The sequence below is a fragment of the Mesorhizobium xinjiangense genome (assembly GCF_009749525.1).
GTDB classification, from domain to species: domain Bacteria; phylum Pseudomonadota; class Alphaproteobacteria; order Rhizobiales; family Rhizobiaceae; genus Mangrovimarina; species Mangrovimarina xinjiangensis.
Window position 1 is genome coordinate 17,759 of the sequence record NZ_WOAC01000025.1, and the last position, 23,702, is coordinate 41,460.

Annotated in this window: 25 protein-coding genes; 16 read left to right on the forward strand and 9 right to left on the reverse strand. The window is 65.0% G+C overall.

Going from position 1 to position 23,702, the window contains the following annotated elements:
- Positions 1 to 55 precede the first annotated feature (55 nt).
- The 5 genes from GM909_RS21570 to GM909_RS21590 all read left to right on the forward strand — a co-directional run bounded on the left by GM909_RS21570 (position 56) and on the right by GM909_RS21590 (position 5,981).
- Positions 56 to 511 (forward strand): (2Fe-2S)-binding protein, encoded by a 456-nt coding sequence (locus tag GM909_RS21570; RefSeq protein ID WP_198174342.1) that lies wholly within the window; start codon positions 56 to 58, stop codon positions 509 to 511.
- 10 nt (positions 512 to 521) lie between these two features.
- Positions 522 to 2,723, forward strand: coding sequence for a xanthine dehydrogenase family protein molybdopterin-binding subunit (locus GM909_RS21575; protein WP_157019287.1), 2,202 nt, complete (start codon positions 522 to 524; stop codon positions 2,721 to 2,723).
- On the forward strand, positions 2,723 to 3,340 hold the full coding sequence (locus GM909_RS21580; protein ID WP_157019288.1) for a DedA family protein: 618 nt from the start codon (positions 2,723 to 2,725) through the stop codon (positions 3,338 to 3,340). Before GM909_RS21575 ends, GM909_RS21580 begins: the two co-directional genes overlap by 1 nt.
- A 201-nt stretch (positions 3,341 to 3,541) precedes the next feature.
- Positions 3,542 to 4,906 carry a cytochrome ubiquinol oxidase subunit I gene (locus GM909_RS21585; protein WP_157019289.1) on the forward strand — a complete coding sequence of 455 codons (1,365 nt, stop codon included), beginning with the start codon at positions 3,542 to 3,544 and terminating at the stop codon, positions 4,904 to 4,906.
- Positions 4,907 to 4,973: 67 nt separating this feature from the next.
- Positions 4,974 to 5,981 (forward strand): cytochrome d ubiquinol oxidase subunit II, encoded by a 1,008-nt coding sequence (locus GM909_RS21590; RefSeq protein ID WP_157019290.1) that lies wholly within the window; start codon positions 4,974 to 4,976, stop codon positions 5,979 to 5,981.
- A 21-nt stretch (positions 5,982 to 6,002) separates the two neighbouring features.
- Here GM909_RS21590 and GM909_RS21595 read toward each other — a convergent pair whose 3' ends face one another.
- From GM909_RS21595 to GM909_RS21605, 3 genes are read right to left on the reverse strand one after another with little or no spacing between them, the layout of a single operon-like run.
- The gene (locus GM909_RS21595; RefSeq protein ID WP_157019291.1) at positions 6,003 to 7,535 is read right to left on the reverse strand and encodes a DHA2 family efflux MFS transporter permease subunit; all 1,533 of its coding nucleotides are present in this window, start codon (positions 7,533 to 7,535) and stop codon (positions 6,003 to 6,005) included.
- Positions 7,536 to 7,560: 25 nt separating this feature from the next.
- Complete coding sequence (locus tag GM909_RS21600; RefSeq protein ID WP_157019292.1) at positions 7,561 to 8,709, reverse strand: HlyD family secretion protein; 1,149 nt, start codon at positions 8,707 to 8,709, stop codon at positions 7,561 to 7,563.
- Positions 8,706 to 9,197, reverse strand: coding sequence for a MarR family winged helix-turn-helix transcriptional regulator (locus GM909_RS21605; protein WP_157019293.1), 492 nt, complete (start codon positions 9,195 to 9,197; stop codon positions 8,706 to 8,708). The genes GM909_RS21600 and GM909_RS21605 overlap by 4 nt, the downstream gene beginning before the upstream one ends.
- Positions 9,198 to 9,333: 136 nt before the next feature.
- Here GM909_RS21605 and lepA point away from each other — a divergent pair, with 136 nt between their 5' ends.
- Together lepA and GM909_RS25850 are read left to right on the forward strand one after the other, a co-directional pair.
- Positions 9,334 to 11,142, forward strand: coding sequence for a translation elongation factor 4 (gene lepA / locus GM909_RS21610; protein ID WP_157019294.1), 1,809 nt, complete (start codon positions 9,334 to 9,336; stop codon positions 11,140 to 11,142).
- 415 nt (positions 11,143 to 11,557) lie between these two features.
- Positions 11,558 to 11,707, forward strand: a complete 150-nt coding sequence (locus GM909_RS25850) for a hypothetical protein (RefSeq protein ID WP_198174343.1) — start codon at positions 11,558 to 11,560, stop codon at positions 11,705 to 11,707.
- A gap of 5 nt (positions 11,708 to 11,712) precedes the next feature.
- Here GM909_RS25850 and cysK read toward each other — a convergent pair whose 3' ends face one another.
- From cysK to GM909_RS21635, 5 genes are all read right to left on the reverse strand, one after another.
- Positions 11,713 to 12,693: a cysteine synthase A gene (cysK, locus tag GM909_RS21615; protein WP_157019295.1), complete on the reverse strand. Its 981-nt coding sequence runs from the start codon at positions 12,691 to 12,693 to the stop codon at positions 11,713 to 11,715.
- A gap of 89 nt (positions 12,694 to 12,782) precedes the next feature.
- On the reverse strand, positions 12,783 to 13,760 hold the full coding sequence (locus GM909_RS21620) for a proline racemase family protein (protein ID WP_157019340.1): 978 nt from the start codon (positions 13,758 to 13,760) through the stop codon (positions 12,783 to 12,785).
- Positions 13,761 to 13,783: 23 nt separating this feature from the next.
- Positions 13,784 to 14,593, reverse strand: coding sequence for an isocitrate lyase/PEP mutase family protein (locus GM909_RS21625; RefSeq protein WP_157019296.1), 810 nt, complete (start codon positions 14,591 to 14,593; stop codon positions 13,784 to 13,786).
- A 142-nt stretch (positions 14,594 to 14,735) separates the two neighbouring features.
- Complete coding sequence (gene dut / locus GM909_RS21630) at positions 14,736 to 15,209, reverse strand: dUTP diphosphatase (RefSeq protein ID WP_157019297.1); 474 nt, start codon at positions 15,207 to 15,209, stop codon at positions 14,736 to 14,738.
- 69 nt (positions 15,210 to 15,278) lie between these two features.
- Positions 15,279 to 15,749, reverse strand: coding sequence for an Lrp/AsnC family transcriptional regulator (locus tag GM909_RS21635; protein ID WP_157019298.1), 471 nt, complete (start codon positions 15,747 to 15,749; stop codon positions 15,279 to 15,281).
- 153 nt (positions 15,750 to 15,902) lie between these two features.
- Between GM909_RS21635 and GM909_RS21640 the strand changes: the two genes are divergently transcribed.
- The 5 genes from GM909_RS21640 (at position 15,903) to GM909_RS21660 (ending at position 18,536) form a co-directional block, all read left to right on the forward strand.
- Entirely contained in the window at positions 15,903 to 16,115 is a 213-nt protein-coding gene (locus GM909_RS21640) for a DUF6356 family protein (RefSeq protein ID WP_157019299.1), read from the forward strand.
- A gap of 251 nt (positions 16,116 to 16,366) precedes the next feature.
- Positions 16,367 to 17,065 carry a pentapeptide repeat-containing protein gene (locus tag GM909_RS21645; RefSeq protein ID WP_157019341.1) on the forward strand — a complete coding sequence of 233 codons (699 nt, stop codon included), beginning with the start codon at positions 16,367 to 16,369 and terminating at the stop codon, positions 17,063 to 17,065.
- 96 nt (positions 17,066 to 17,161) lie between these two features.
- Positions 17,162 to 17,500, forward strand: coding sequence for an ArsR/SmtB family transcription factor (locus GM909_RS21650; RefSeq protein ID WP_157019300.1), 339 nt, complete (start codon positions 17,162 to 17,164; stop codon positions 17,498 to 17,500).
- A complete protein-coding gene (locus GM909_RS21655; RefSeq protein ID WP_157019301.1) occupies positions 17,497 to 17,955 on the forward strand; it encodes an SRPBCC family protein in 459 nt (152 codons plus the stop codon). Before GM909_RS21650 ends, GM909_RS21655 begins: the two co-directional genes overlap by 4 nt.
- Positions 17,952 to 18,536: a glutathione S-transferase N-terminal domain-containing protein gene (locus GM909_RS21660; RefSeq protein ID WP_157019302.1), complete on the forward strand. Its 585-nt coding sequence runs from the start codon at positions 17,952 to 17,954 to the stop codon at positions 18,534 to 18,536. The genes GM909_RS21655 and GM909_RS21660 overlap by 4 nt, the downstream gene beginning before the upstream one ends.
- Before the next feature lie 48 nt (positions 18,537 to 18,584).
- Here the strand turns inward: GM909_RS21660 and GM909_RS21665 are convergent, their stop codons facing one another.
- On the reverse strand, positions 18,585 to 19,289 hold the full coding sequence (locus GM909_RS21665) for a glutathione S-transferase family protein (protein WP_157019303.1): 705 nt from the start codon (positions 19,287 to 19,289) through the stop codon (positions 18,585 to 18,587).
- Positions 19,290 to 19,403: 114 nt separating this feature from the next.
- Between GM909_RS21665 and GM909_RS21670 the strand changes: the two genes are divergently transcribed.
- The 4 genes from GM909_RS21670 to GM909_RS21685 all read left to right on the forward strand — a co-directional run bounded on the left by GM909_RS21670 (position 19,404) and on the right by GM909_RS21685 (position 23,604).
- A complete protein-coding gene (locus GM909_RS21670; RefSeq protein WP_157019304.1) occupies positions 19,404 to 19,766 on the forward strand; it encodes a winged helix-turn-helix transcriptional regulator in 363 nt (120 codons plus the stop codon).
- A 98-nt stretch (positions 19,767 to 19,864) separates the two neighbouring features.
- A complete protein-coding gene (locus GM909_RS21675; protein WP_157019305.1) occupies positions 19,865 to 21,463 on the forward strand; it encodes a peptide chain release factor 3 in 1,599 nt (532 codons plus the stop codon).
- A gap of 76 nt (positions 21,464 to 21,539) precedes the next feature.
- A complete protein-coding gene (locus tag GM909_RS21680) occupies positions 21,540 to 22,757 on the forward strand; it encodes an adenylate/guanylate cyclase domain-containing protein (RefSeq protein WP_198174344.1) in 1,218 nt (405 codons plus the stop codon).
- 187 nt (positions 22,758 to 22,944) lie between these two features.
- The gene (locus GM909_RS21685; RefSeq protein WP_157019307.1) at positions 22,945 to 23,604 is read left to right on the forward strand and encodes a peroxiredoxin; all 660 of its coding nucleotides are present in this window, start codon (positions 22,945 to 22,947) and stop codon (positions 23,602 to 23,604) included.
- The last annotated feature ends 98 nt before the right edge of the window (positions 23,605 to 23,702 follow it).

A 23,702-nucleotide genomic window follows, 5' to 3' on the forward strand; every position in this document is an offset into this window, starting at 1 on the left:
CATCACAATCAACAGCGCCTAACTGTCAAGCGGGAACCGACTGCAGGAGGCGCAGATGAACATCCGGCTGACGATCAACGGCGAGCCGGTCGCCATCGACACCGACCCCGACAAGCCGCTGCTTTGGGTGCTGCGCGAGGATCTCAAGCTCATCGGCACCAAGTATGGCTGCGGCATCGGCGCCTGCGGTGCCTGCACCGTCCATGTCGACGGGCTGGCCATGCGCTCCTGCGTGCTGCCGGTCGAGGCGGTCGCGCAAACCTCCGTCACCACCATCGAGGGGCTGGCGGACGAGGCGGGCCGGCATGCGCTGCAGTCGGCCTGGATCGCGAACCAGGTGCCGCAATGCGGCTATTGCCAGTCCGGCATGATCATGGCGGCGGCCGCGCTGCTCAAGGACAATCCCCGCCCGAGCGACGACGAGATCGACGCGGCGATGACCAATCTGTGCCGCTGCGGCACCTATCCGCGCGTGCGCCGGGCGATCCGCGCCGTGGCCGACGACGCGTGAGGAAGAGCCAATGAAACGCAGATCGTTTCTCATCGGCGCCGGCGCCGCGACAGGCGGCCTCGTCATCGGCTACCGTGCCTGGTCGCACAGCTTCGCGGCGGCCGCCGCCCGCCAGGTTGAGGGGCCGGGCGAGCATTTGCTGGCCGGCTGGATCAAGATCGGGCCCGACGACCGGGTGACCGTCGAAGTACCACATATCGACATGGGCCAGGGCACGCATACCGCGCTCGCCATGATGGCGGCCGAAGAGCTCGACGCCGACTGGTCGGCGGTCAGCACCGAGCGCGCGCCGGGCGAAAAGAGCTTCGCCAACCGCTTCCTGGCGCGCGGCTGGGTGATGCAGGGCTACGACGTGCCGGCCTATGCCGACGGCGTGACCGACCTCGTCTTCACCGAGGCGGCGCGCTTCATCGGCCTGCAGATCACCGGCGGCTCGACAGCGGTGCGCTTCACCGGGCGCATCGGCATGCGCATGGTGGGAGCGGCGGCGCGGCAGATGCTTGTCGAAGCGGCGGCCGAGCGGTGGGGCGTGCCGGCCGAACGGCTGACGGTGCGCGACGGCATCGTGTCCGATCGGCAGACCGGGCGACAGGCGCGCTTCGGCGAACTGGCCGAGGCAGCGGCAGGCATGTCGGTGCCGGCCAGTCCGCGCCTGAAGGACCCGGCCGAGTGGCGCCTGGTCGGCACCTCGCCGATCCGGCTCGACATTCCGGCAAAGACAAACGGCACCTTTGGTTACGGCATCGACCTCGATTTGCCGGACCTGCTGCATGCGGCCATTCGCACCGCACCGGTGCACGGCGGCCGGCTCGTCTCCGTGGATCCGGCGCCAGCCCCGCAAAGCGGTGTCGAGCGAATAATCGAGCTCGACGATGCCGTGGCCGTCATTGCGCCGAGCTGGTGGCAGGCGCGGCGGGCGGCCGACCTGCTCGAGCCGCAATTTTCCGGCGAAGGCAAGGACGGCTTCGCCGATGCGTCGGTGGAGACGCTGCAGGACGAAGCGCTCGAAACGGGCGAGGGAACCTTGCTGGAGGAGACCGGCGACGCCGATTCAATTCTCGGCCAGGCACCCGCCGGCCGGATCGTGCAGGCGCGTTACCGCGTGTCCTATCTGCACCATGCGGCGATGGAACCGGTCAACGCGACGGCGCAGTTCGCCGACGGCACGCTGACATTCTGGGGCGGCGAACAGGACGCACTCGGCACCAAGAACCTGTTGATGGAGATTTCCGGCCTCAGCGCCCGGCGGGTCGTCGTCAACGCCCTGCCGGCCGGCGGGTCCTTCGGGCGCCGCATCCCGGTTTCGGCCGACTATCTGCGCCGCCTCGTGCCGATCGCCATGGCGATGGCGCCGCGCCCGGTGAAGCTGATCCTGTCGCGCGAGGAGGAGTTCACGCATGGTGCCTACCGCCCGGCGCTCGCCACCGACATTGCCGCCGCTCTTGGTCCGGACGGCCTGCCGACGGCCTGGTCGCAGCGCTTTCTCTCCGCGCCGACGCGCAACGAAGCCTTTCACCTGCCCTACACGATCCCGAACCAGGCACTGCGTTCCATCGACTTCGCCACGCATGTGCAGACCGGCACATGGCGCGCCGTCGCCCACACCCAGCACGCCTTCTGGACCGAGAGCTTCATGGACGAACTCGCTTATGCCGCCGGTTTCGATCCGTTCGAATACCGCCGCGCCCTCCTGCCTGCGGGTTCGCGGCAATTGGCCGTGCTGGAGCGCGCAGCCGCCATGGCGGGATGGGGCGAGGCACTGCCCGGCGGCCGTGGGCGCGGCATCGCCCTGCACGAAGCCTACGGCACATGGGTAGCGCAAGTCGTTGAAGCCTCTCTCGGCAACGACGGCGCGCCGCGCGTGCACCGCGTCGTCGCGGCGGTCGATTGCGGCGGCCTGTGTCATCCCGACACCGCCCACCAGCAGGTCGAGGGCGGCATCATCATGGCGCTTTCGGCGGCGCTGTTCGAACGGATCACGATCGAGAACGGCGCCGTGCGGCAGCGGAATTTCTCAGATTACCGGCTGATGCAGCTTGCCGAGGTCCCGCAGATCGACGTCCAGTTCATCGAAAGCGGGGCGGCGTGGGGCGGGTTGGGGGAACCGGGCGTGCCGCCCGTGGCACCGGCGCTCGCCAACGCGCTATATGCGGCCACCGGCCGGCGGGCGCGCGACCTGCCGCTGGCCGAGGCCTACGCGGCGATGTCGTGATGCACGATCCGCTCGCCCTCATGATCGCGCTGATGGCCGCGCATGGTTGCCTGGCTCTGTTCTCGGTCGCCCTGGTGGAGCGGCTGCTGCCGATCCTGCCGTCGTCGCTCTTGTTCGTCTCGCTGGGCGTCGGCGCAGCGTCCGGGCACTGGCCGCTCGCCACCGCTGCCAAGCTGAGCGTCGCCGGCAGCTTGATTGGCGGCCTCGCCCTCTACGGCGCCGGTCGGAACGTCGACATGCGATTGCTGTGCGCACTGGCGGCCCGGGTCGCCGCCCCTTTCGGACTGGGTCGCGAGCGCGTCGAGCAGATTGCCGCCCGGCTGCGCTCGGGCGGTCGCTGCTTCACATTCCTCGCCCAGCACTGGCCGACGGCGCGCGTGATCGCGCCGGCGATCTCCGGTGCCGTACAGGTCCGGCTCGGCGTGTTCCTGCCGGCCCTGCTCGCAGGAGTAGTGCTGTGGAATTGCAGCCTGATCTTTGCCGGCTATGCGGCGGCCCGCCTGGGTGGCGGCAACTCCTCACTCGCCGCCTTGCTTGCGGTCTCCACGCTCCTTGCCGCACAGCTTGCCTGGTTCGCCTGGAGGCGGCGTCCGCGCCGGCGCCTGCCGCCGCGATGACCCGCAAGTTGCGGTCAAATCAATGACTTGCCTTCGACCTGGAGCACGGTTAAGTTGTGGATGAGGGTGTGCCGGGGCGTAAATATGCGGCCTTCTGCGGGCGGATGCCGCGCGACGCGCTGCCACATGTGAGACGGGCGTCGACAGGCTATTCTGCAGCAGCTGCTATCGTGCTGCAGCAGATTGACGGAAGGACACGTCATGGACACGCTCATCTTGTCGCGCATCCAGTTCGCCGCGAACATCTCCTTCCATATTCTTTTCCCGACCATCACCATCGCGCTGGGCTGGGTGCTGCTGTTTTTCAAGCTCGCCTACAACCGCACCGGCAACGTCGCCTGGATGCAGGTCTATTTCACCTGGGTGAAGGTGTTTGCGCTGACCTTCGCGCTCGGCGTCGTCACCGGCATCACCATGACCTTCCAGTTCGGCACAAACTGGCCCGGCTTCATGGAAACGGTGGGCAACATCGCCGGCCCGCTTCTGGGCTACGAGGTACTGACGGCCTTCTTCCTGGAAGCCGTCTTTCTCGGCATCATGCTGTTCGGGTTCCGGCGCGTGTCCAACGCGGTGCACACGCTGGCCACGCTGATCGTGGCCGCCGGAACCGTTTTGTCGGCTTTCTGGATCCTCGTGCTGAATTCCTGGATGCAGACCCCGGCCGGCTTCGAGATGCGCGACGGCGTCGCCTTTGCGACCGACTGGTGGGCGATCATCTTCAACCCGTCCTTCGGCTGGCGGCTCGCCCACATGCTGATCGCCTCGGGGCTGACCGTCGCCTTCCTGATCGCCGGACTGTCGGCACTGCGGTACCTCTCGGGCGACCGCTCCGAATCGCTCCACAAGGCGCTGAAGACCGGCATCGTCATGGGCGCGATCCTGATCCCGATCCAGATCCTGGTCGGCGACCAGCACGGTCTCAACACGCTCGAGCACCAGCCGCAGAAGGTCGCCGCCATGGAGGCGAACTGGGAAACGCGCGCCAACGTGCCGCTCGTCCTGTTCGCCATTCCCGACGAGGAAGCGCGCACCAACCATTATGAAATAACCATCCCCAACGGAGCCAGCCTGATCCTGCGCCACAGCGCCGACGGGGTGGTGCCGGGGCTTAACGACTTCGAAGGCGAGCACCCGCCGGTCTTCCCGGTCTTCTGGGCGTTTCGCATCATGGTCGGCACTGGCGTGCTGATGCTCGTCGTTTCCTGGTACGGCGCCTGGCGGCTGTGGCGTGGCCGCGCGCTTCCCAAGCCTCTTCTCTACGTCATGGTACCGATGTCGGTCGCCGGCTGGGTGGCGACGGAAGCGGGATGGTACACGACCGAGATCGGCCGGCAGCCCTGGCTGGTCACCGGCGTCCTCAAGACCGCCGATGCGGTGGGCCCCGTGCCGGGCAGCCATGTGGCGCTGACGCTTGCGATCTACCTGATCCTCTATGTGGTGCTGTTCGTCGTCTATGTCGGCGTCCTGATCTATCTCGCCTTGAAGGCGGCGCGCGAAGGCGATCCCGAACCGCGGCCCGCCCTGTCCGGCCGCGCGGTCGATCAGCCCATGGAGGCGGGGGAATGAGGCCGGCCCTCACTGCGCCCCAAACACCCGGCATGAAGGCCCGGGAACGTCTTGCAAGGAGGCACGCATGACCATCGACTGGCCGACCGTCCTGCCGCTGATCTTCGCCGGGCTGATGGGCGTGGCGATCCTCGTCTATGTCGTGCTCGACGGCTTCGATCTCGGCATCGGCATCCTTTTCTATGCCGGCACGGACGATGCCGAAAAGGACGTCATGATCAACGCCATCGGCCCCTTCTGGGACGCCAACGAGACCTGGCTGGTGCTGGCCGTCGGCCTGCTGCTGGTGGCTTTTCCCATGGCGCACGGCATCATCCTGACCGCGCTCTATCTGCCGGTCTTCGTGCTTCTGGTCGGATTGATCCTGCGTGGCGTGGCCTTCGACTTCCGGGCCAAGGTCCCGGTCCATCGCAAGCATCGCTGGAACTTCGCCTTCTTCGCCGGCTCGCTCGGCGCGGCGGTCGCGCAGGGCTACATGCTCGGCATCTACGTGCTCGGCCTGCGCACCGGTCTCGGCGCCTTCGCCTTCGGCGTCCTGACTGCCTTCTGCCTCGCCGCCTCCTATGCGGCGATGGGCGCAGCCTGGCTGATTTACAAGACGGAAGGCGCGCTGCAGCAAAAGGCCGTCTCGTGGCTGCGCCGGGCGCTGATTTTCGCCGTTGTCGGCATGGCGGCCATCTCGGCCGCGACGCCGCTTGCCTCCCCGCGCATCTTCGAGCGCTGGTTCACCATGCCCACCATGGTGTGGCTGGCGCCGCTGCCCATCCTCTCGGTCGCCCTGTTTTACTGGCTGTGGCGCCTGACCGAGAGGCTGCCCGACCCGCATGACAGCCATTCGCTCAAACCCTTTCTGGGCCTGGCAGCGATCTTCCTGCTCGGCTTCCTGGGCCTGGCCTATTCCTTCTATCCCTATGTGGTGCCGGAACAACTGACCATCTGGCAGGCCGCCGCGGCGACCGGCAGCCTGGCCTTCATCCTGGTCGGAACGGTCATCGTGCTCCCCGTGGTCCTGGGCTCGTCGCTTTATGTCTACGGCGTCTTTCGCGGCAAGGCGACGGAGCTGCACTACGACTGACGCGCAGCGTCCGCACGGGCCCTATTCCATCGCCGCAGCGCCATCCGCCGCCGGGGCGGCTTTCGGCATGCGCAACAGCAGCGTGAGCGGTATCGCGGCCAGCGCCACCAGCATCATCAGCTTGAAATCATTGACATAGGAGATCATCGCCGCCTGGGCGTTGACGAGCTGGTCGACCTGCGCGAGCGCACTAGGATCGCCCGCTGCGGCGGCCGGCGAGAGCGACTTCAGCGCAGCCCCGTACGGATTGACCGCCGCCGATAGATCGACGTGATTGATCTGCGTGTTGCGCGTCAGGAGAAGCGTGACAACCGAGATGCCGATGGACGATCCGATATTGCGCACGAGGCTGAAGAGGCTCGTCGCGTCAGTGCGGTAGACGGGATCGAGCGTCGCGAAGGCCACCGTGGAAAGCGGCACGAAGACAAGGCCCAGCCCGAGACCCTGGACGATGCCGGAAACGATGATGAGATGGTCGTCCATCTGCGGCGAGAATCCTGTCATCATATGCAGCGACCAGGCGGTGAGCGACAGGCCGGCGACGACGAGTATCCGCGCGTCGACAAAGCGGACGAGACGGCCGACCAGGATCATCGAGATCATGGTTCCCACGCCCCTCGGCGCCATCACCAGGCCGGTCAGGATGGTCGAGTAGCCGAACAGCTTGGACAGCATCGGCGGCAGGAGGGCCAGGCTGGCGAGCAGGATGACGCCGACGACAAAGATGAAGATGAGGCCGGTGACGAAGTTGCGGTCGCGGAAGATCGCCGGGTCGATGAAGGTGTCCTTGCCCGTCATCAGGTGAATGGTGAAGACCCAGAAGCCGGTGATCGCCAATCCGAGATAGATCCAGATCTCGGTCGCCGAGAACCAGTCGACCTCGGCGCCGCGGTCGAGCATGAGCTGCAGCGCGCCGACGCCGAGCGACAGCATGGCGAAGCCGAAGAAATCGAACCCACGCAGCCGTCGGGCAATCCTCGGCAGGAAGCTCGCCGAGCCGAGGAAGGCCACGATACCGACCGGCAGGTTGATGAAAAAGACCCAGCGCCAGTCGAGCGTTTCGGTCAGCCAGCCGCCGAGCGTGGGCCCGATGATCGGCCCCACCATGATGCCGGCGCCCCACAGGGCCATTGCCTGGCCGTGGCGCTCCTTCGGATTGATGTCGAGCATGAAGGTCTGCGACAGCGGCACGATGGCGGCGCCGAACACGCCCTGCAACAGGCGGAAGGCGACCATCGATTCCAGGCTCCACGACAAGCCGCACAGCATCGACATGACGGTGAAGCCGGCAATCGCGATCAGGAACAGCTCGCGCCGCCCGACGCGGTCCGACAGCCAGCCGGTCACCGGCGTCATGATCGCGGCGGCGACGATATAGGAGGTCAGAACCCAGTTGATCGTGTCCTGCGACGCGCCGAGGTCGCCCGTCATGTTGGGCAGCGCGACATTGGCGATCGTGGTGTCGAGCACCTGCATGATGGTGCCGAGCATGATCGACACGGTGATCAGGCCGCGATGCGGAACCTCGGTATGGGACGTGGTTGCACTGGTCATGGCGCGTATCTCGGCGCGATCCGCCCTATTCCGCCGCGCTTGCCGCGCCGAACAGGCCGGCAAAGTTCGGCAGGCCGCGGGCATGGCCGGTGTCGACCGTCACGACGGCACTCATGCCGGTACGCAGCGCCAGTGCGGAATCGCTGGATGTCACCTTCAGCCGCACGGGAATGCGCTGCGTGACCTTGACCCAGTTGCCGGTCGCGTTCTGCGCCGGCAGCAGCGAGAATTCCGCGCCCGTGCCGGCGCCGATGCTTTCCACTTCGGCCTCGATCGACCGGCCGGAATAGGTGTCGAATTCGATCTCGGCCTTCTGGCCGGGCAGCATGTGGGAAAGTTGCGTTTCCTTGAAATTGGCGTCGACCCAGACATCGTTCACTTCGACCAGCGCAAACAATGCGCTGCCCGCGCCGACATATTGGCCGGTCCTGAACGACGACGCCTGTGCGAGCACGCCGTCGGCGGGTGCGCGAACGGTGGTGTGCTCGAGGTCATAGGCCGCCTGGTCGCGCGCCGCCAATGCCGACAACACGGTCGGGTGGCTGTCGGTCTCGATCTCGGCATTGCCGCCGAGCGCCGCCAGCGCACCGGCCACGGCCTGCTCGGCCGCGGAATGGCTTTCGAGCGAACTGGTCAGATCGCGCCTTGCCTCATCAAGCGTCGAGCGCGACGAAATGCCCTTCTCGGACAGGTCCTTCTGGCGCTCGAGCTCGCCGCGATTATAGTCGACCTCGCTGGCCGCCACCCGTTCCTGCGCCACGGCCTCGCTGTAGGCGGCCCGCAACCGGCCGATCTCCAGCCGCGCGGCAGCCAAGGCGGCCTCCGCCTGCTCCATCGCGATGCGGTAGGGCTCCGGATCGACCACGAACAGCACGTCGCCGGCCTTCACGGCGGCATTGTCGCTGACATTCGATCGCACGATGCGGCCGGGCAGGTCCGAGGCGATCGAGACCTTCGGCTGATGCAGATAGGCGTTGTCGGTCTCCTGGTAACGCCCGCCTGTCGCCCACACATAGAGCCCGCCGACGGCCATGGCCAAGGGCACGGCGATCATCAGCGCAATGCGCGTCCCGCGGCGCCGGCGCTTGCCCGGCGCGACCTCGGGCAGCGTCTCTCCATCGTCTTCAATTTCTGTCGTGCCGGCCACCTCGCCGGGCTTGGCTATCGCATTCATCGGTTTCGATCCGTTGCCTGGTTTGCCGCACAGTGCGGACTTTCCTCGCCGTCGGCGAGATTCGCGCTTATCCTTTGCAGCCCGGCGATCAGCGCAGCGCGCTCGCCATCGTCCATGCCCGCCAGCGCTTCCTCATAGACCTCGAAGGCGACGCTCTTGACGGCATCGTAGACCTCGCGCGCCTTGTCCGTGGCGTAGATGACGCGCACGCGCCTGTCGCTGGCATCCTGACGCCGCTCGATCCAGCCGCCCTCCTCCATGCGGTCGAGCAGCCTGGAGACGCTGATCGGCTCGATTTCCAGCCATTCGGCGAGCCGGACCTGCGGCGCGCCTTCCTCCTTGATCAGACGAAAAAGCAGACGCCACTGCGCGGCCGACAGACCGTAGGCGGCATTGCGCCGCTCGAAGCGCCGGCGAATGAGCCTGGCCGCGTCGTGCAGCAGAAAGCCGAGCCTGTCCGTGCCGCCGGTGTTGGTCATGAGCGCCATATATTATGAGCATGCTTACGATACAAGGCCCAGCTCCTCATCCGCGCCGGGTTTTGCCGTTTGGCAACACCGGCACCGGCGCATGGCCCGCAATTCACCGCTTCCAGAAAAACCGCTTTGCCCGTATATGGGCGGCATGACCGACACACCGATTTCCCATATCCGCAATTTTTCGATCATCGCCCATATCGACCACGGCAAGTCGACGCTGGCCGACCGGCTGATCCAGATGACCGGATCGCTGGAAGAGCGCGAGATGAAGGAGCAGGTGCTCGATGCCATGGACATCGAGCGCGAGCGCGGCATCACCATCAAGGCCAACACGGTCAGGCTGGAATACGACGCCAAGGACGGTGAGCATTATGTGCTGAACCTGATCGACACGCCGGGCCATGTCGACTTCGCCTATGAGGTCTCGCGCTCGCTTGCCGCCTGCGAAGGTTCGCTACTCGTCGTCGACGCCTCCCAGGGCGTGGAGGCGCAGACGCTGGCCAATGTCTACCAGGCGATCGACAACGACCACGAGATCGTCGTGGTGCTGAACAAGGTCGACCTTCCGGCGGCCGAACCCGACCGGGTCAGGGAGCAGGTCGAGGAGGTGATCGGCCTCGACGCATCGGATGCGCTGATGATCTCGGCCAAGACGGGCATTGGCGTCGAGGACGTGCTGGAAGCCATCGTCCGCCGCCTGCCGCCGCCGCGCGAGGGCGACGCCGAGGCGCCGCTGAAGGCGATGCTGGTCGACTCGTGGTACGACGCCTATCTCGGCGTGATCGTGCTCGTGCGCATCATCGACGGCAAGATGAAGAAGGGCCAGCAGGTCCGCATGATGGGCACCGGGGCGAAATACCAGATCGACCGCGTCGGCGTGATCACGCCCAAGATGGTCATGGTCGACGCGCTCGGCCCCGGCGAGCTCGGCTTCATCACCGCCTCGATCAAGGAAGTGGCCGACACCCGCGTCGGCGACACGATCACCGAGGAGAAGCGCCCGGCCGAGAAGATGCTGCCGGGCTTCAAGCCGGCCCAGCCGGTGGTCTTCTGCGGCCTCTTCCCGGTCGATGCCGCCGACTTCGAGGATCTGCGCGCCGCGATGGGCAAGCTCAGGCTCAACGACGCCAGCTTTTCGTTCGAGATGGAAACCTCGGCGGCGCTCGGCTTCGGCTTCCGCTGCGGCTTTCTCGGCCTGCTTCACCTGGAGATCATCCAGGAGCGGCTGGAGCGCGAGTTCAATCTCGACCTGATCGCCACCGCGCCCTCGGTCGTCTATCACCTGCACATGACCGACGGCACAAATGTCGAACTGCACAATCCCGCCGACATGCCCGACGTGGTCAAGATCGACCATATCGAGGAGCCGTGGATCCGCGCCACCATCCTCACGCCCGACGACTATCTGGGCCCGATCCTGAAACTGTGCCAGGACCGGCGCGGCGTGCAGGTCGACCTCTCCTATGTCGGCAAGCGGGCCATGCTTGTCTATGACCTGCCCCTGAACGAGGTGGTGTTCGACTTCTACGACCGGCTGAAATCGATCTCCAAGGGCTATGCCTCCTTCGACTATCATCTGACCGACTATCGCGAGGGCAACCTCGTGAAGATGAGCGTTCTGGTCAACAGCGAGCCGGTCGACGCGCTATCGATGATGGTGCATCGCTCGGCGGCCGAAAGGCGCGGCCGCGCGCTGGTGGAAAAGCTGAAGGAGCTGATCCCCAAGCACATGTTCAAGATCCCGCTGCAGGCGGCGATCGGCAGCACGGTGATCGCGCGCGAGACGATCTCGGCCCTGCGCAAGGACGTGACCGCCAAGTGCTATGGCGGCGACGTGACGCGCAAGCGCAAGCTGCTGGAGAAGCAGAAGGAAGGCAAGAAGCGCATGCGCCAGTTCGGCAAGGTCGACATCCCGCAGGAAGCCTTCATCGAGGCGCTGAAAATCGGGGATTGAAGGTGCCAGGCGCCCTCGTGGTTCGACAAGCTCACCATGAGGGCTACTGAATGGTCACCGCTTGCATTGTCACATTTTCAGATGACATGTCGTTCCAATTCGGCGTCGATGATTGCCGCGCGCAACGATGGCCCTCCCAGTAGCCCTCATAGTGAGCTTGTCGAACCACGAGGGCGCTTGGCGCGACCAGTGACCGCGCGCACCTGTTGCATTCCGGCATCAGTTAACGCGAATTCGTGAAACAGGCGCCAAACCCACCGCAAATTCGCCATCGACCGGCGCATTTGTCGTCTGTGTGAACTATTTCGCCGCGCTTTTTACACAGCTGTTAAAGACTTGGTTCACGGGGCATTCATGTCTGGGCGCTAATCTCCACCCATTCGGATGGGGACGATCCGGACAGGAGAGTGGGACAATGTTGTTCGTGAAACACATCGTGCGCTTTGCAGTCGTCATGCGGGAGTTCGTCGCGCCGAGCTACAGGCCCGAGCGCTATTACATGCGCGGCCCCGGTCCGGCCTGCCAGCGCCGCACCGGCACGCCGACGATCGATACCTTTCGCTGAGCGAGCTACCCGCCCAGCCCCTCGAAGAGCGCGGTCGACAGATAGCGCTCGGCGAAGGAGGGGATGGTCACCACCATGTTCTTGCCGGCATTTTCCGGCCTGGCCCCGACCACGGCGGCCGCTTCGAGTGCCGCACCCGATGAAATCCCCACCGGCACGCCTTCCAGCCGCGCCACCAGCCGGGCGTTGGCGAAGGCGTCTTCATTGGCCACCGTCACGACCTCGTCATAAACCGACGTGTCGAGCACCTTGGGCGCAAACCCAGCGCCGATGCCCTGGATCTTGTGCGGCCCGGGATCGCCGCCCGAAAGCACCGGCGAATCCTTCGGTTCCACGGCGATCACCTGGACGCCCGGCCGGCGGGCCTTCAGCACCTGGCCGACACCCGTGATCGTGCCGCCCGTGCCGATGCCGGAGATGAAGATGTCGATTTCGCCGGCGGTGTCGTTCCAGATCTCCTCGGCCGTGGTCTTGCGATGAATTTCCGGATTGGCCGGATTTTCGAACTGCTGCGGAATGACCGCGTCCGGGATGGAAGCGACCAGTTCCTCGGCCCTGGCGATGGCGCCTTTCATGCCCTTAGCACCCTCGGTCAGCACCAGTTCGGCGCCGAGCAGGGCGAGCATCTTGCGACGCTCCAGCGACATCGTCTCCGGCATGGTGAGGATGAGGCGATAGCCCTTGGCCGCTGCCGCGAAGGCAAGCGCAATGCCGGTGTTGCCCGAGGTCGGCTCGACCAATACCGTGCGGCCGGGCGTGATGCGCCCGTCGGCCTCCATCGCCTCGATCATGGCGACGCCGATGCGGTCCTTGACGCTGGCAATCGGGTTGAAGAATTCGAGCTTGGCCAGGAGGTTGGCCACGATGCCCTTTTCTTTGGCAAACTTGTCGAGCCGGATGATCGGCGTATCGCCGATCGTTTCGGTGATGGACCCGTAAATGCGGCCCCGGCCCGGCACGCGGCCCTCATTCAGCGACCTCTCCATCCTGACTCTCCTCAGCTTCGTTTCAGTCCCCGGACCTTTGCCCAAAGCAGGAAATCCCACTTTACCCCGCAGCGCAAGCGCGTCCGCGCTCAACGCAACAGGAAGCCGCCGCCGAGCGGATCGTCCTCCTCGACGACGAATTCGCCCCGCCCCGTATAGTAGGCGTGGCCGGAGACGCGGACACGGACCGCGTCGAACCCGTCGAGCATCTCGGCGGCCGTCACCTCGGCCTCGAAACGGTCGCCGGTGATGCTTTCGAAAATGCGTGTCTCGCCTTGTGCAAGGCGGCCCCTGGCCGCCATCGCCGCCATGCGCGCCGTCGCGCCGGACCCGGTGGCCGAGCGGTCGACCTGCGCGTCGGCGAAGACGCAGATGTTCCTGGTCGGGCTTCCCCCTGCGCCGGCGCCGCCATCGGTCAGGATCGTGCCGTAAAGAAAGGCGAGATCGTCGTGCTCGGGATGGCGAAGCGGGATCGCGGCACTTGCCGCCGCGGTCAGTGCGTTCGCCGCATCGACGAAATCGCGCAGCCGGCTTTCGCCGAAACGCAATCCAAACTGTCCTGCCTCGGCGACGGCATAGAAGGCACCGCCATAGGCGATGTCGAATCCGATTCCGCCATAGCCGTCCAGTTGCAACGATCGGTCGCCGGCAAGAAGAAAAGCCGGCACGCTGTCGAAGGAGACGGCACCGGCCTTGCCGTCCTCGACCGAAACGGAGGCGACCACCATGCCGCAGGGACATTCGATATTGACCGTGGTCACCGGCTCGCGCGGCTCGACCAGGCCCTGGTCGACGGCGAAGCGGCCGAGCGCGATGACGGCATGGCCGCACATGGTCGAATAGCCCTCATTGTGCATGAACAGCACGGCGAGGTCGGCGCCCGGCAGGTCCGGCTCGACGAGCAGGGCGCCATACATGTCGACATGGCCGCGCGGCTCGAACATCAGGATTTTGCGCAGATGATCGAGATTGTCGCGCACGAAGGCGCGCTTCTCGAGGATCGTGCCGGCGGGAATCTCGGGATAGCCGTCGGTGACGATGCGCACGGGCTCGCCGCCCGTATGCATATCGGCCACCAGCAGCGCACCGGTCACCGCTCACCCCCGGAAAAGAGCTCCTGAAGCCGCGCAAAAGACACGACCTGGCGCGAGAACTCGAACGTGCCGCCATCGAGCATCTCGCGCGCCGCCGCCTCGACCGCCGCGAAAGCGGCATTGGTGAGCTTCGAGCCAACCGATATGCGCCGCGCGCCGGCCTCGGCCAGGGCGGCGACGCTCATTGCGGGCATGGCGAGGACGTTGACGGGTTTCGTGACGGCCGCGCACAGGGTGCGAACGGTCTCGATGTCGGGCAGGCCCGGCGCATAGAGCACGTCGGCACCCGCCGCCTCGAAGGCCTGGAGACGCTTGATCGTGTCGTCGAGGTCGGGGCGTCCCCAGAGGAAATTCTCGGCGCGCGCCGTGAAAACGAAATCATCCTTCAACGAGCGCGCCGCATCGACGGCCGCAGCCACACGTTCGACGGCATGCGGGAATTCGTAGATCGGAGACGACGCATGGCCGGTCGAGTCCTCGATCGAGCAACCGGCAAGCCCGGCGGCCGAAGCGGCGAAGATCGTCTCGGCCGCATCGTCAGGGGCGTCGCCCTTGCCGTTTTCGAGGTCGGCCGAAACCGGCACATCGACCGCGGCCGCGATTTCCCTGCAATGCGCGATCATTGCCTCGAACCCGACGCCGCCATCCGGCAGGCCGCGCGAGAAGGCAAAGCCTGCGCTGGTCGTCGCCAACGCCTCGAAACCGAGCGAAGCCAGGAACTTGGCGGTGCCTATGTCCCAGGGATTGGGGATGACGAAGGCGCCTTGCGCCTCGTGCAACTGTCTGAAGCGGGTGTGCTTGTCCATGGCGATCCTCCCACCGATCGGGTGCCGCGGATGCTATGTCCAAGCGCAAAATCTGCCAAGTGGGATATTGCAGTCAAAGCCGTGCCGGGCAGAACAAATTCACCGGGCGTCGTCATATCCCTTGCGGATCGGGCGGCACGGGTCAGGCCGTGCCCGTGGAACCGAATCCGCCGGTGCCGCGCGCCGTGCCGCTCGTCAGATGACGCTCCTCGATGACCGCCCTGGTCACCGGGGCGATGACGAGCTGGGCGATGCGCATGCCGCGCGTGACGGCAAAATCCTCCTCGCCCTGATTGACCAACAGCACCTTGACCTCGCCGCGATAGTCGCTGTCGATCGTGCCCGGCGTGTTGAGGCAGGTGATGCCGTGCTTGACGGCAAGGCCGGAGCGCGGGCGCACCTGCCCCTCGAACCCGTGCGGTATCTCGAAAACCAGTCCCGTGGGCACCAGCGCCCGTCGGCCCGGCAACACGATGATCTGCCGGTCCTGGGCGACCGCCGCCCTGAGATCGAGGCCGGCCGCCCCCTCGGTGGCATAGGTCGGCAGGTCGAGGCCCTGCGAATGAGCCAGGCGAACCACGCCGACGACAGGCGATGTTTCGAGATGGGATGTCATGGTCCGATCCTATCGCCACAGGCGGGGCCCGAGGTCAATTCCCCAATCGCCATTCGACGGCGATTTTGCTCATCGGACCTCGACCGGCACGACCGTCGTCTCCTTGATTTCCTCCATGACGAAGGAGGCCGAGACGTCCGACAACGGAATCCTGGCGATCAATCGCTGATAGAGCCGGTCATAGGCCTTCACGTCTGCCACGCGGGCGCGCAGCACATAGTCCAGATCACCCGACATGCGGTAGACGCCAGTGATCTCGGGCATGGCGGTCGCGGCAGCGCGAAAGCGCTTCAGCCAATCGGGATCGTGGTTCGTGGTGCGCACCATGATGAAGACGCTGAGCCCGAGACCGAGCTTTTCGGGGTCGACCAGGGCGATGCGTCCGGTGACGACACCGCGGTCTTCAAGGAGCTTCACACGCCGCCAGCAGGCATTGCGCGACAGGTTCGTCCGTTCCGACAACTCGTCGATCGTCAGGGTGCAGTCACGCTGCAGTTCGGCCAGTATGCGCCGATCCACTTCATCGATCTTCTCGGTCATTTCGGGATGATGTCCCAATATCATATCCAAGACAAGAATGAATTGGGACAAGTTCTGCGTGGCGATCAGATATCGTTCATGCACCCGGCAATCGCGCAGGCAAACCGCGCGACGGCACGGGGAGCAACGAATCCAGGGAACCAGGGAGACTGTATGTCCGCTCGACTTGCACGTTTGTTCACAGACCATCCCGCAAGCATCGGCGAATCCTACTTCGCTCATATGGCATTTGCGGCCTGGTTTTCCTCACGCCTGGCGACGGCCGCCGCGGCGGCGCTCGTGCATGCGTGCCTTCCCTTCCTGTTCGAGACGACGGCAAGCCGTATCGTTCGTGAACTGTACGAGCGCGTCGACAAGCGGCGATGACATAGGCCGCCGGCCGCGAGCGGTTCCGCCAAATCCGTCGCATGCCGGACCAGCCGCTTCGCGCAAGACTTGCAATTCAATGCGCGGCGTCGTCACATAGGGCCGGCGCGCAGTTACTGCGCGCCGGATAATATACTGAAACCTTTCGCTCAAACGACTCCGTTGGAGCGTGACATGTTTCAGGAACAGTGGGCCCGCTCATGAAATCGCACGCTTGGCACCTCGACATTTCCCGCAACGGCCGGCCGGCAATGGCACGACAACTGCACGGCTGTGCGTTGGGCCTTGTCCTGGCGGCCTTTCTCGTTCCCGCCGGCACCGCTTCAGCCGCCAATTGCATGACCGCACCGGCACCGGGAACGAACTGGGAAAACTGCCAGCGGCGCAATCTGCTTCTGACAGGAGCCAATCTGGCAAACTCGAACCTGCGCAACACCGATTTCTCGCAGACCGACCTACGCAGATCCGACCTGCGCGCGGCCAACCTGGAGAGCGCCACCCTGGTGCGCGCATCGCTGGCCGGCGCCAAGGCCGACGAGGCCGATTTCACCAAGGTCGAGGCCTACAGGACCAACTTCTCGAATGTTTCGGCGCGCGATTCCTCCTTTGCCAGCGCGGAACTGCAACGCGCCGACTTCCGCAACGCCGTGCTGACAGGCGTCGATTTCCAGAAGGCGGAAGCCGGACGCGCGGACTTCACAGGTGCCGAGCTGTCCGGGACGCGATTCACCCTGGCCAATCTCGCGCGCGCCAGCTTCACGGACGCCACGTTCGACGGCCCAATCGACTTCGACGGCGCCTTCCTTTTCCTCACCCGAGTCGAGGGCATGGATCTCTCGGCGGCGACCGGGCTGGAACAAGAGCAGATCGATCTTGCCTGCGGCGATGAGACGACGAAGCTGCCGGCCGGCATGACAATGCCCGCCTCCTGGCCCTGTCCTTTCGACTGAATCAATTTGAGCGCAGGCAAATCCGGTCTCACTTGACACGACCTGCCTTCGTCTTTATTTAACCATATAGTTTCAAAACTGGATGGTTAAATTAACATGGCCGCGACCGACCCCCTCAGCCTGACGCTTGCAGCGCTCGCCGATCCCACCCGCCGGGCGATCCTGGCGCGTCTCTCCAAGGGGGATGCCACCGTGTCCGAGCTTGCCGCGCCGTTCGAGATGAGCTTTCCCGCCGTCTCGAAGCATCTGAAAGTGCTGGAAAAGGCCGGCCTCGTGGAACAGGGACGCGCGGCGCAGTTCCGCCCGCGCAAGCTACGGCCCGAGCCGCTGCGCGACGTCAATGAGTGGCTGGAAGCTTATCGCCGCTTCTGGGACGAGCGCCTCGACCAGTTGGGCGACTATCTCAAGACGGTTCAAGAAGGAGGAGAGAAATGACTGCAATGCCACAGGCACAAGCGCGGCCGGAACTCTACATACAGCGCACCCTGGACGCGCCGCGCGAACTGGTCTTCAGGATGTGGACCGAGGGCGAGCATCTGGAGAAATGGAGTTGCCCGACCGGCTTCACCATCCCCTTTTCCGAAGGCGACATACGGCCGGGCGGTTCCTTTCGCACCTGCATGCGCGCACCCGACGGAACGGACCATTGGCTCGGCGGAACCTATAAGGAGATCGTCGCGCCGGAGAAAATCGCCTTCACCCATGCATGGCAGGACGAGAACGGCAACAGCGAGCACGAAACGGTGGTGACGGTGACGCTGGCCGAGAAGGACGGCAAGACGCTGCTGACCCTTCACCAGGCCTTCTTCGTTTCCGAGGCTTCGCGCGACGGCCACGAGACCGGCTGGAACGAGACGCTCGATCAACTGGAAAGGCATCTGGTGCAATGAAACTCTACTATTTCGCAGACGGCTGCAGCCTGGCCAGCCACATCGCGCTCAACGAGGCGGACATCGCCGTCGAGCCGATCAAGGTCGATGTCGAAACGCGGCAGACGGAACAGGGCCGGCCCTTTGCCGAGATCAATCCGAAGGGCTACGTGCCAGCGCTCGTCTTCGACGACGACGCGATGCTGACGGAGAATATCGCGATCCTCGACTGGATCGCGCAGCAGGCGCCGGCGCTCAAACCGGCCGACGAGATGGCGCGCACGCGGCAGAACGAAATGCTGGCCTTCATCTCGACCGAACTGCACAAATCGTTCCTCGGCCTGTTCTTCCTGCCCGGCGAGGACGCCAAGCCGATCATTGCCGACAGCATCGCTTCGCGCTTTTCCTATCTCTCAGAAAGGCTCGCCAACGACTACCTGCTCGGCGAGCGGTTTTCGGTCGCCGACGCCTTTTTGTACGTGATGTTGCGCTGGGCGAAGATGTCGGACATGACCACGCCCGACATCTTCGAGCCCTACGTCGAACGCATCGAGGCGCGGCCGGCCGTTCAGGCCACTCTGCGTGCGGAAGGGCTGGCATGAGGCAGGGCGCCGGGCCGCGCGCCTTTCGGCAACGCCCGGCGCCGGCGTTCAGCGGCCGAAACGTTCGACCACCTGTTCAAGCAGCACATGGCCACGGCAGGCGCCCGACCCTTGCGGCTGACCGCCCTCTTCGAGCGCCGTCGCGTAGATGACCGCCGGGTCCTTCTCGATACGCCGACGCCAGGCGGCGAGCTTCGGCCAGCGTTCCGGTTCGCCGACCTGGTGAAAATCCAGCCACCGCGCAACGCCGACGAGAAGGCCGTCTGCCAGGCTCGGCCGTTCACCGACAAGGAAGGGCATATCGGTCATCATCGCCTCGAGCTTGTCGTGGCGCTCGACAACCATCCCGCGGCCCCATTTGCGCAACGCGTCCTGGAGCCGCGGATCCGGCGGGTCCATTTCCATGGCCGCCCACAAAGGGGTAAAAGAGCCTGTGAAGCCCGTATTCACGAAGGCCATCAACTGGTGCATCCGGTCCGCTTCGGGCGAGAGCGGATCGAAGCTGATGCGCCTTTCGATGTCCCTTGCCTCCAGCCGGGCGGCAATAGCCATCGTCTCGGTCACCACCCGTCCCTCATCGGTGATGAAGGCCGGCGTCTCGTGGCGTGCATTGATGCGGGCATAGGCAGGCTCCCGCATCTCGCCCAGCATGTCCACCCGGCACAACCGGTATGGCTCACCCAGCCATTCCAGCGCGGCGACGAGCCCCATCGAGCTTCCGGCGGGAAAGCCGTAAAGAAGAATCGGTTCCATTGTCTGTTTCTCCGTGATTTGTGGTGATCACGCTGCGCAGCGGGACTGGAACCTACGCCGATCGGACGCCAAGTAAATTACGCACCTTTTCGTAACCAGGAGCGGAGCATCGCCATGAAGGAACTCGTATCACGCTGTCCGATCGAGGAAGTCATGCAGGTATTGAGCGGCCGCTGGCCGACCCTGCTTCTCTATTACCTGAAGGACGGCACCAAGCGGTTCAGCGATCTCAGGCGCGACAACCCGACCGTGTCGCACAAGATGCTGACGCAGGAACTGCGCAAGCTCGAAAAGGCCGGGATCGTCCAGCGCACGACATTCGAGGGCTATCCGTTGCGCGTCGAGTATGATCTGACACCGGCCGGCCTCGGCCTCGTGCCGCTCATCGACGCGCTCGGTGATTGGTGGGAAGAGACCGAGGATGCGCGCTTGGGCACGGGACGCCTGATCGAAAGAGCCGTCCAAGCAAGCACCTGAACGAGCAGACGCCTGACCGCGTTCGCCACACTTGCCCTTTTCCATTCGACAGACCGCCTGCGCGCTGGTAAAAGCCCGCACAAACGGACTTCTTGGACATGGCAGACACTATCGAACGGGCGGTCGCCCGCCGCCGTACCTTTGCAATCATCTCGCACCCCGATGCCGGCAAGACGACGCTGACGGAAAAGCTACTTCTGTTCGGCGGCGCCATCCAGCTCGCCGGCGAGGTCAAGGCGAAGAAGGACAGGATCCAGACGCGCTCGGACTGGATGAAGATCGAGCGCGAACGCGGCATCTCGGTCGTCACCTCGGTGATGACGTTCGAATATGGCGACCATGTCTTCAATCTTCTCGACACGCCGGGCCACGAGGATTTCGCCGACGACACCTATCGCACGCTGACGGCCGTCGATGCCGCAGTCATGGTGATCGACGCGGCCAAGGGCATCGAACCGCGCACGCTCAAGCTGTTCGAGGTCTGCCGCCTGCGCGACATCCCGATCGTCACCTTCGTCAACAAGATGGACCGCGAAACACGCGATCCATTCGAGATCCTCGACGAGATCGAGGAGAAGCTGGCCCTCGACACCGCGCCGGTGACCTGGCCGATCGGCCGCGGCAAGACGTTTTGCGGCACCTACCACCTGGCCGATAACGCGGTGCGCCACGGCGACGACGAGGTCGAGCGCACGCCGGTTAACGGCCCGGACTCCAACCGCGTCGCCGGGCTGCTGCCGGAATACGAGCGCCCCGATTTCATCGAGGAAATGGAGCTGGCGCGCGGCGCCTGCCGGCCATTCGATCTCGAGGCCTTCCGCGAAGGTCATCTCACCCCGGTCTATTTCGGCTCGGCGCTGCGCAATTTCGGCGTGCGCGACCTGATCGAGGCGCTCGGTACTTTCGGACCGTCGCCGCGCGCTCAGGAGGCCGACACACGCAAGGTCGAGGCGACCGAGGACAAGATGACTGCCTTCGTCTTCAAGATCCAGGCCAATATGGATCCCAATCACCGCGACCGGATCGCCTTCGTGCGTGTGTGCTCGGGACAGCTTTCGCGCGGCATGAAGGCCAAGCTCGTACGGACGGCCAAGCCGATGAGCCTTTCAGCACCGCAGTTCTTCTTCGCGCGCACGCGGGTGACGGCCGACACCGCCTATGCCGGCGATGTGGTGGGCATCCCCAATCACGGCACGCTGAGGATCGGCGACACGCTGACGGAAGGTGAGGACATCGTATTCCGCGGCGTGCCCAACTTCGCGCCCGAGATCCTGCGCCGCGTGCGGCTCGGCGACCCGATGAAGGCGAAGAAGCTCAAGGAGGCGCTGCAGCAGATGGCCGAGGAAGGCGTCGTGCAGTTGTTTTCTCCCGAAGACGGCTCGCCGGCCATCGTCGGCGTCGTCGGCGCGCTGCAGATCGACGTGCTCAAGGAACGGCTGAGAGTGGAGTACAGCCTGCCGGTCGATTTCGAGGCCGCGCGGTTCAATATCTGCCGCTGGGTTTCGGCCGACGACAAGGGCGAGCTGCAGCGGTTCATCGATGCGCACCGTGGTGACATCGCGCGCGACCTCGACGGCGACCCGGTGTTCCTGGCGCCGCATGAGTTCGGCCTCAACTACGAGGCGGAACGCTGGCAGGCGGTGCGTTTCGCGGCGGTCAAGGACTACCAGGTTCTGGCGAAAGCGAAGGCCGCCTGACACAGCGTTGTCAGGATATGGACAATTCGCGCCTTGCCTCCGTTTGCCGGCCAACCTACCTAGCAGCCGTCCCCACGTGAACCAGAAGGCGGCGCAGACCATGGGTATTCCGGAACCGCAGGCTCAATTCGCCGTCCAGCAGGACATAGACCATGCAGCGATCGACGGGCTCGTCGCCTGGATGATCGATGGCGCCCGGCCGAGCGCCAATGCCCATGATTTCATCGACGCCATCTGCCGCCGGCTCGTGGCGGCGGGGGTGCCGATCGGACGCTTCGCGCTCTTCGTCGACACGTTGCACCCCAACATGTCGGGCCTGCGCTTTGCCTGGACGCCGGAAAACGGCGTGGTGCAGAGCGAGGGGCCGGTGGATCTGTTTGCGCGCGAGGATTACCAGCTCAATCCGCTGCCGCTGGTCATGCGCCAGCAGGTGTCGGTGCGGCGGCGGCTGACGGACCCGGAAGCGCTGACGGAGTTCATGATCCTCGGCGAGCTGAGGGATGAGGGATTCACCGACTACATGGCGTTGCCGCTGGTCTTTTCTGACGGCGAGGCTCATGCGGTGACCTTTTCGACCAAGGAGCCGGACGGTTTCAGCATCGAGGCGATTGCTGCCATCGACCTGATCCAGCGGCCGCTGGCGCGGCTGGCGGAGACCTATCTGCTGAGGCTCAATGCGGCGACGATCATTTCGACCTATGTCGGGCGCAACAGCGGCGACCAGATCCTGCACGGCCGTGTCCACCGCGGCGACGGAGAAGAGATCGAGGCGGTGATCCTGTTCACCGACCTGATCGATTTCACCGAACTGTCGAACCGCCGCTCGGGCCCGCAGATCGTGTCGCTGCTCAACGACGCGTTCGACATCGTCGTGCCGCCGGTCGAGGCGCATGGCGGCGAGGTGCTGAAATTCCTCGGCGACGGCTTCTTCGCCATCTTCCCTTACAACGGCGCCACCACGTTGCACGATGCCGTGCGGGCGGCCAGCGCGACACTGGTGGAAGGAGAGCGCCGGCTGGCCGAAACACCCCTCGGCCAGGAGGTCGCCTTCCGCTCGGCGCTGCATGCCGGCCGTTTTCACTACGGCAATATCGGCGGGGCCAACCGGCTCGATTTCACCGCGATCGGCCAACCGATCAACTATGCCGCGCGGATGCTGTCGGCCGCCTCGACCTTGTCGCTCAAGCGTGTCGCCTCGCATGAGACGGCGGGTCATCTCTGTGTCGCGCCGGAGCTCGCCGCAGAGATCCCCTTCAAGGGCTTCGACGGTCTGCAAAGGATCTACGCCTATTGACGCTGGCGCGAGGCGATTGATCGCACCGGGACGATTGTTCGTAGTCAAATATTGCGCGGCAAGCCGAGACAGGTGAACCCCTGTTCCCGGCACGGGGCGGCTCCGCAATCAATAGTCTCGAATCCGTCGCGGGTTGGGCCTATGATGGCCGGCAGAGAAGACTGCGCGACATGAAGGGAGAAGCGTCATGGGCCTTCGCATCAACGACACAGCACCGGATTTCACCGCCGAGACGACGCAGGGCACGATCAACTTCCACGAATGGATCGGCGACGGCTGGGCCGTCCTGTTCTCGCATCCCAAGAACTTCACCCCCGTCTGCACGACCGAGCTCGGGGTCATGGCGGGCTACGCGCCCGAGTTCGAAAAGCGCGGCGTGAAGATCATCGGCATCTCGGTCGATCCGGTGGAAAGCCACGACAAGTGGAAGGACGATATCCGGGTCGCGACCGGACACACGGTCGACTATCCGCTGATCGGCGACCGCAACCTGAAGATCGCCAAGCTGTACGACATGCTTCCGGCGGATGCCGGCGAGAGCTCGGAAGGCCGCACGCCGGCCGACAACGCGACCGTGCGCTCGGTCTACGTCATCGGACCGGACAAGAAGATCAAGCTCGTGCTCACCTATCCGATGACGACGGGCCGCAACTTCGCCGAGATCCTGCGGGCGATCGATTCGATCCAGCTGACCGCCAAGCACCAGGTGGCGACGCCTGCCGACTGGAAGCAGGGTGAAGACGTCATCATCACGGCCGCCGTTTCCAACGAAGACGCCACGGCGCGGTTCGGCTCATACGAGACGATCCTGCCCTATCTCAGGAAGACCAAGCAGCCCGGCGCCTGAGAACGGGTGACCCCCTTGCCGGCGCCGGCATAGCTGGCGCCGGCCCGTACGCGCATGCCGGTGGCCGGTTGCATCTTTTGGTGGCAAAGTGGCGGCGC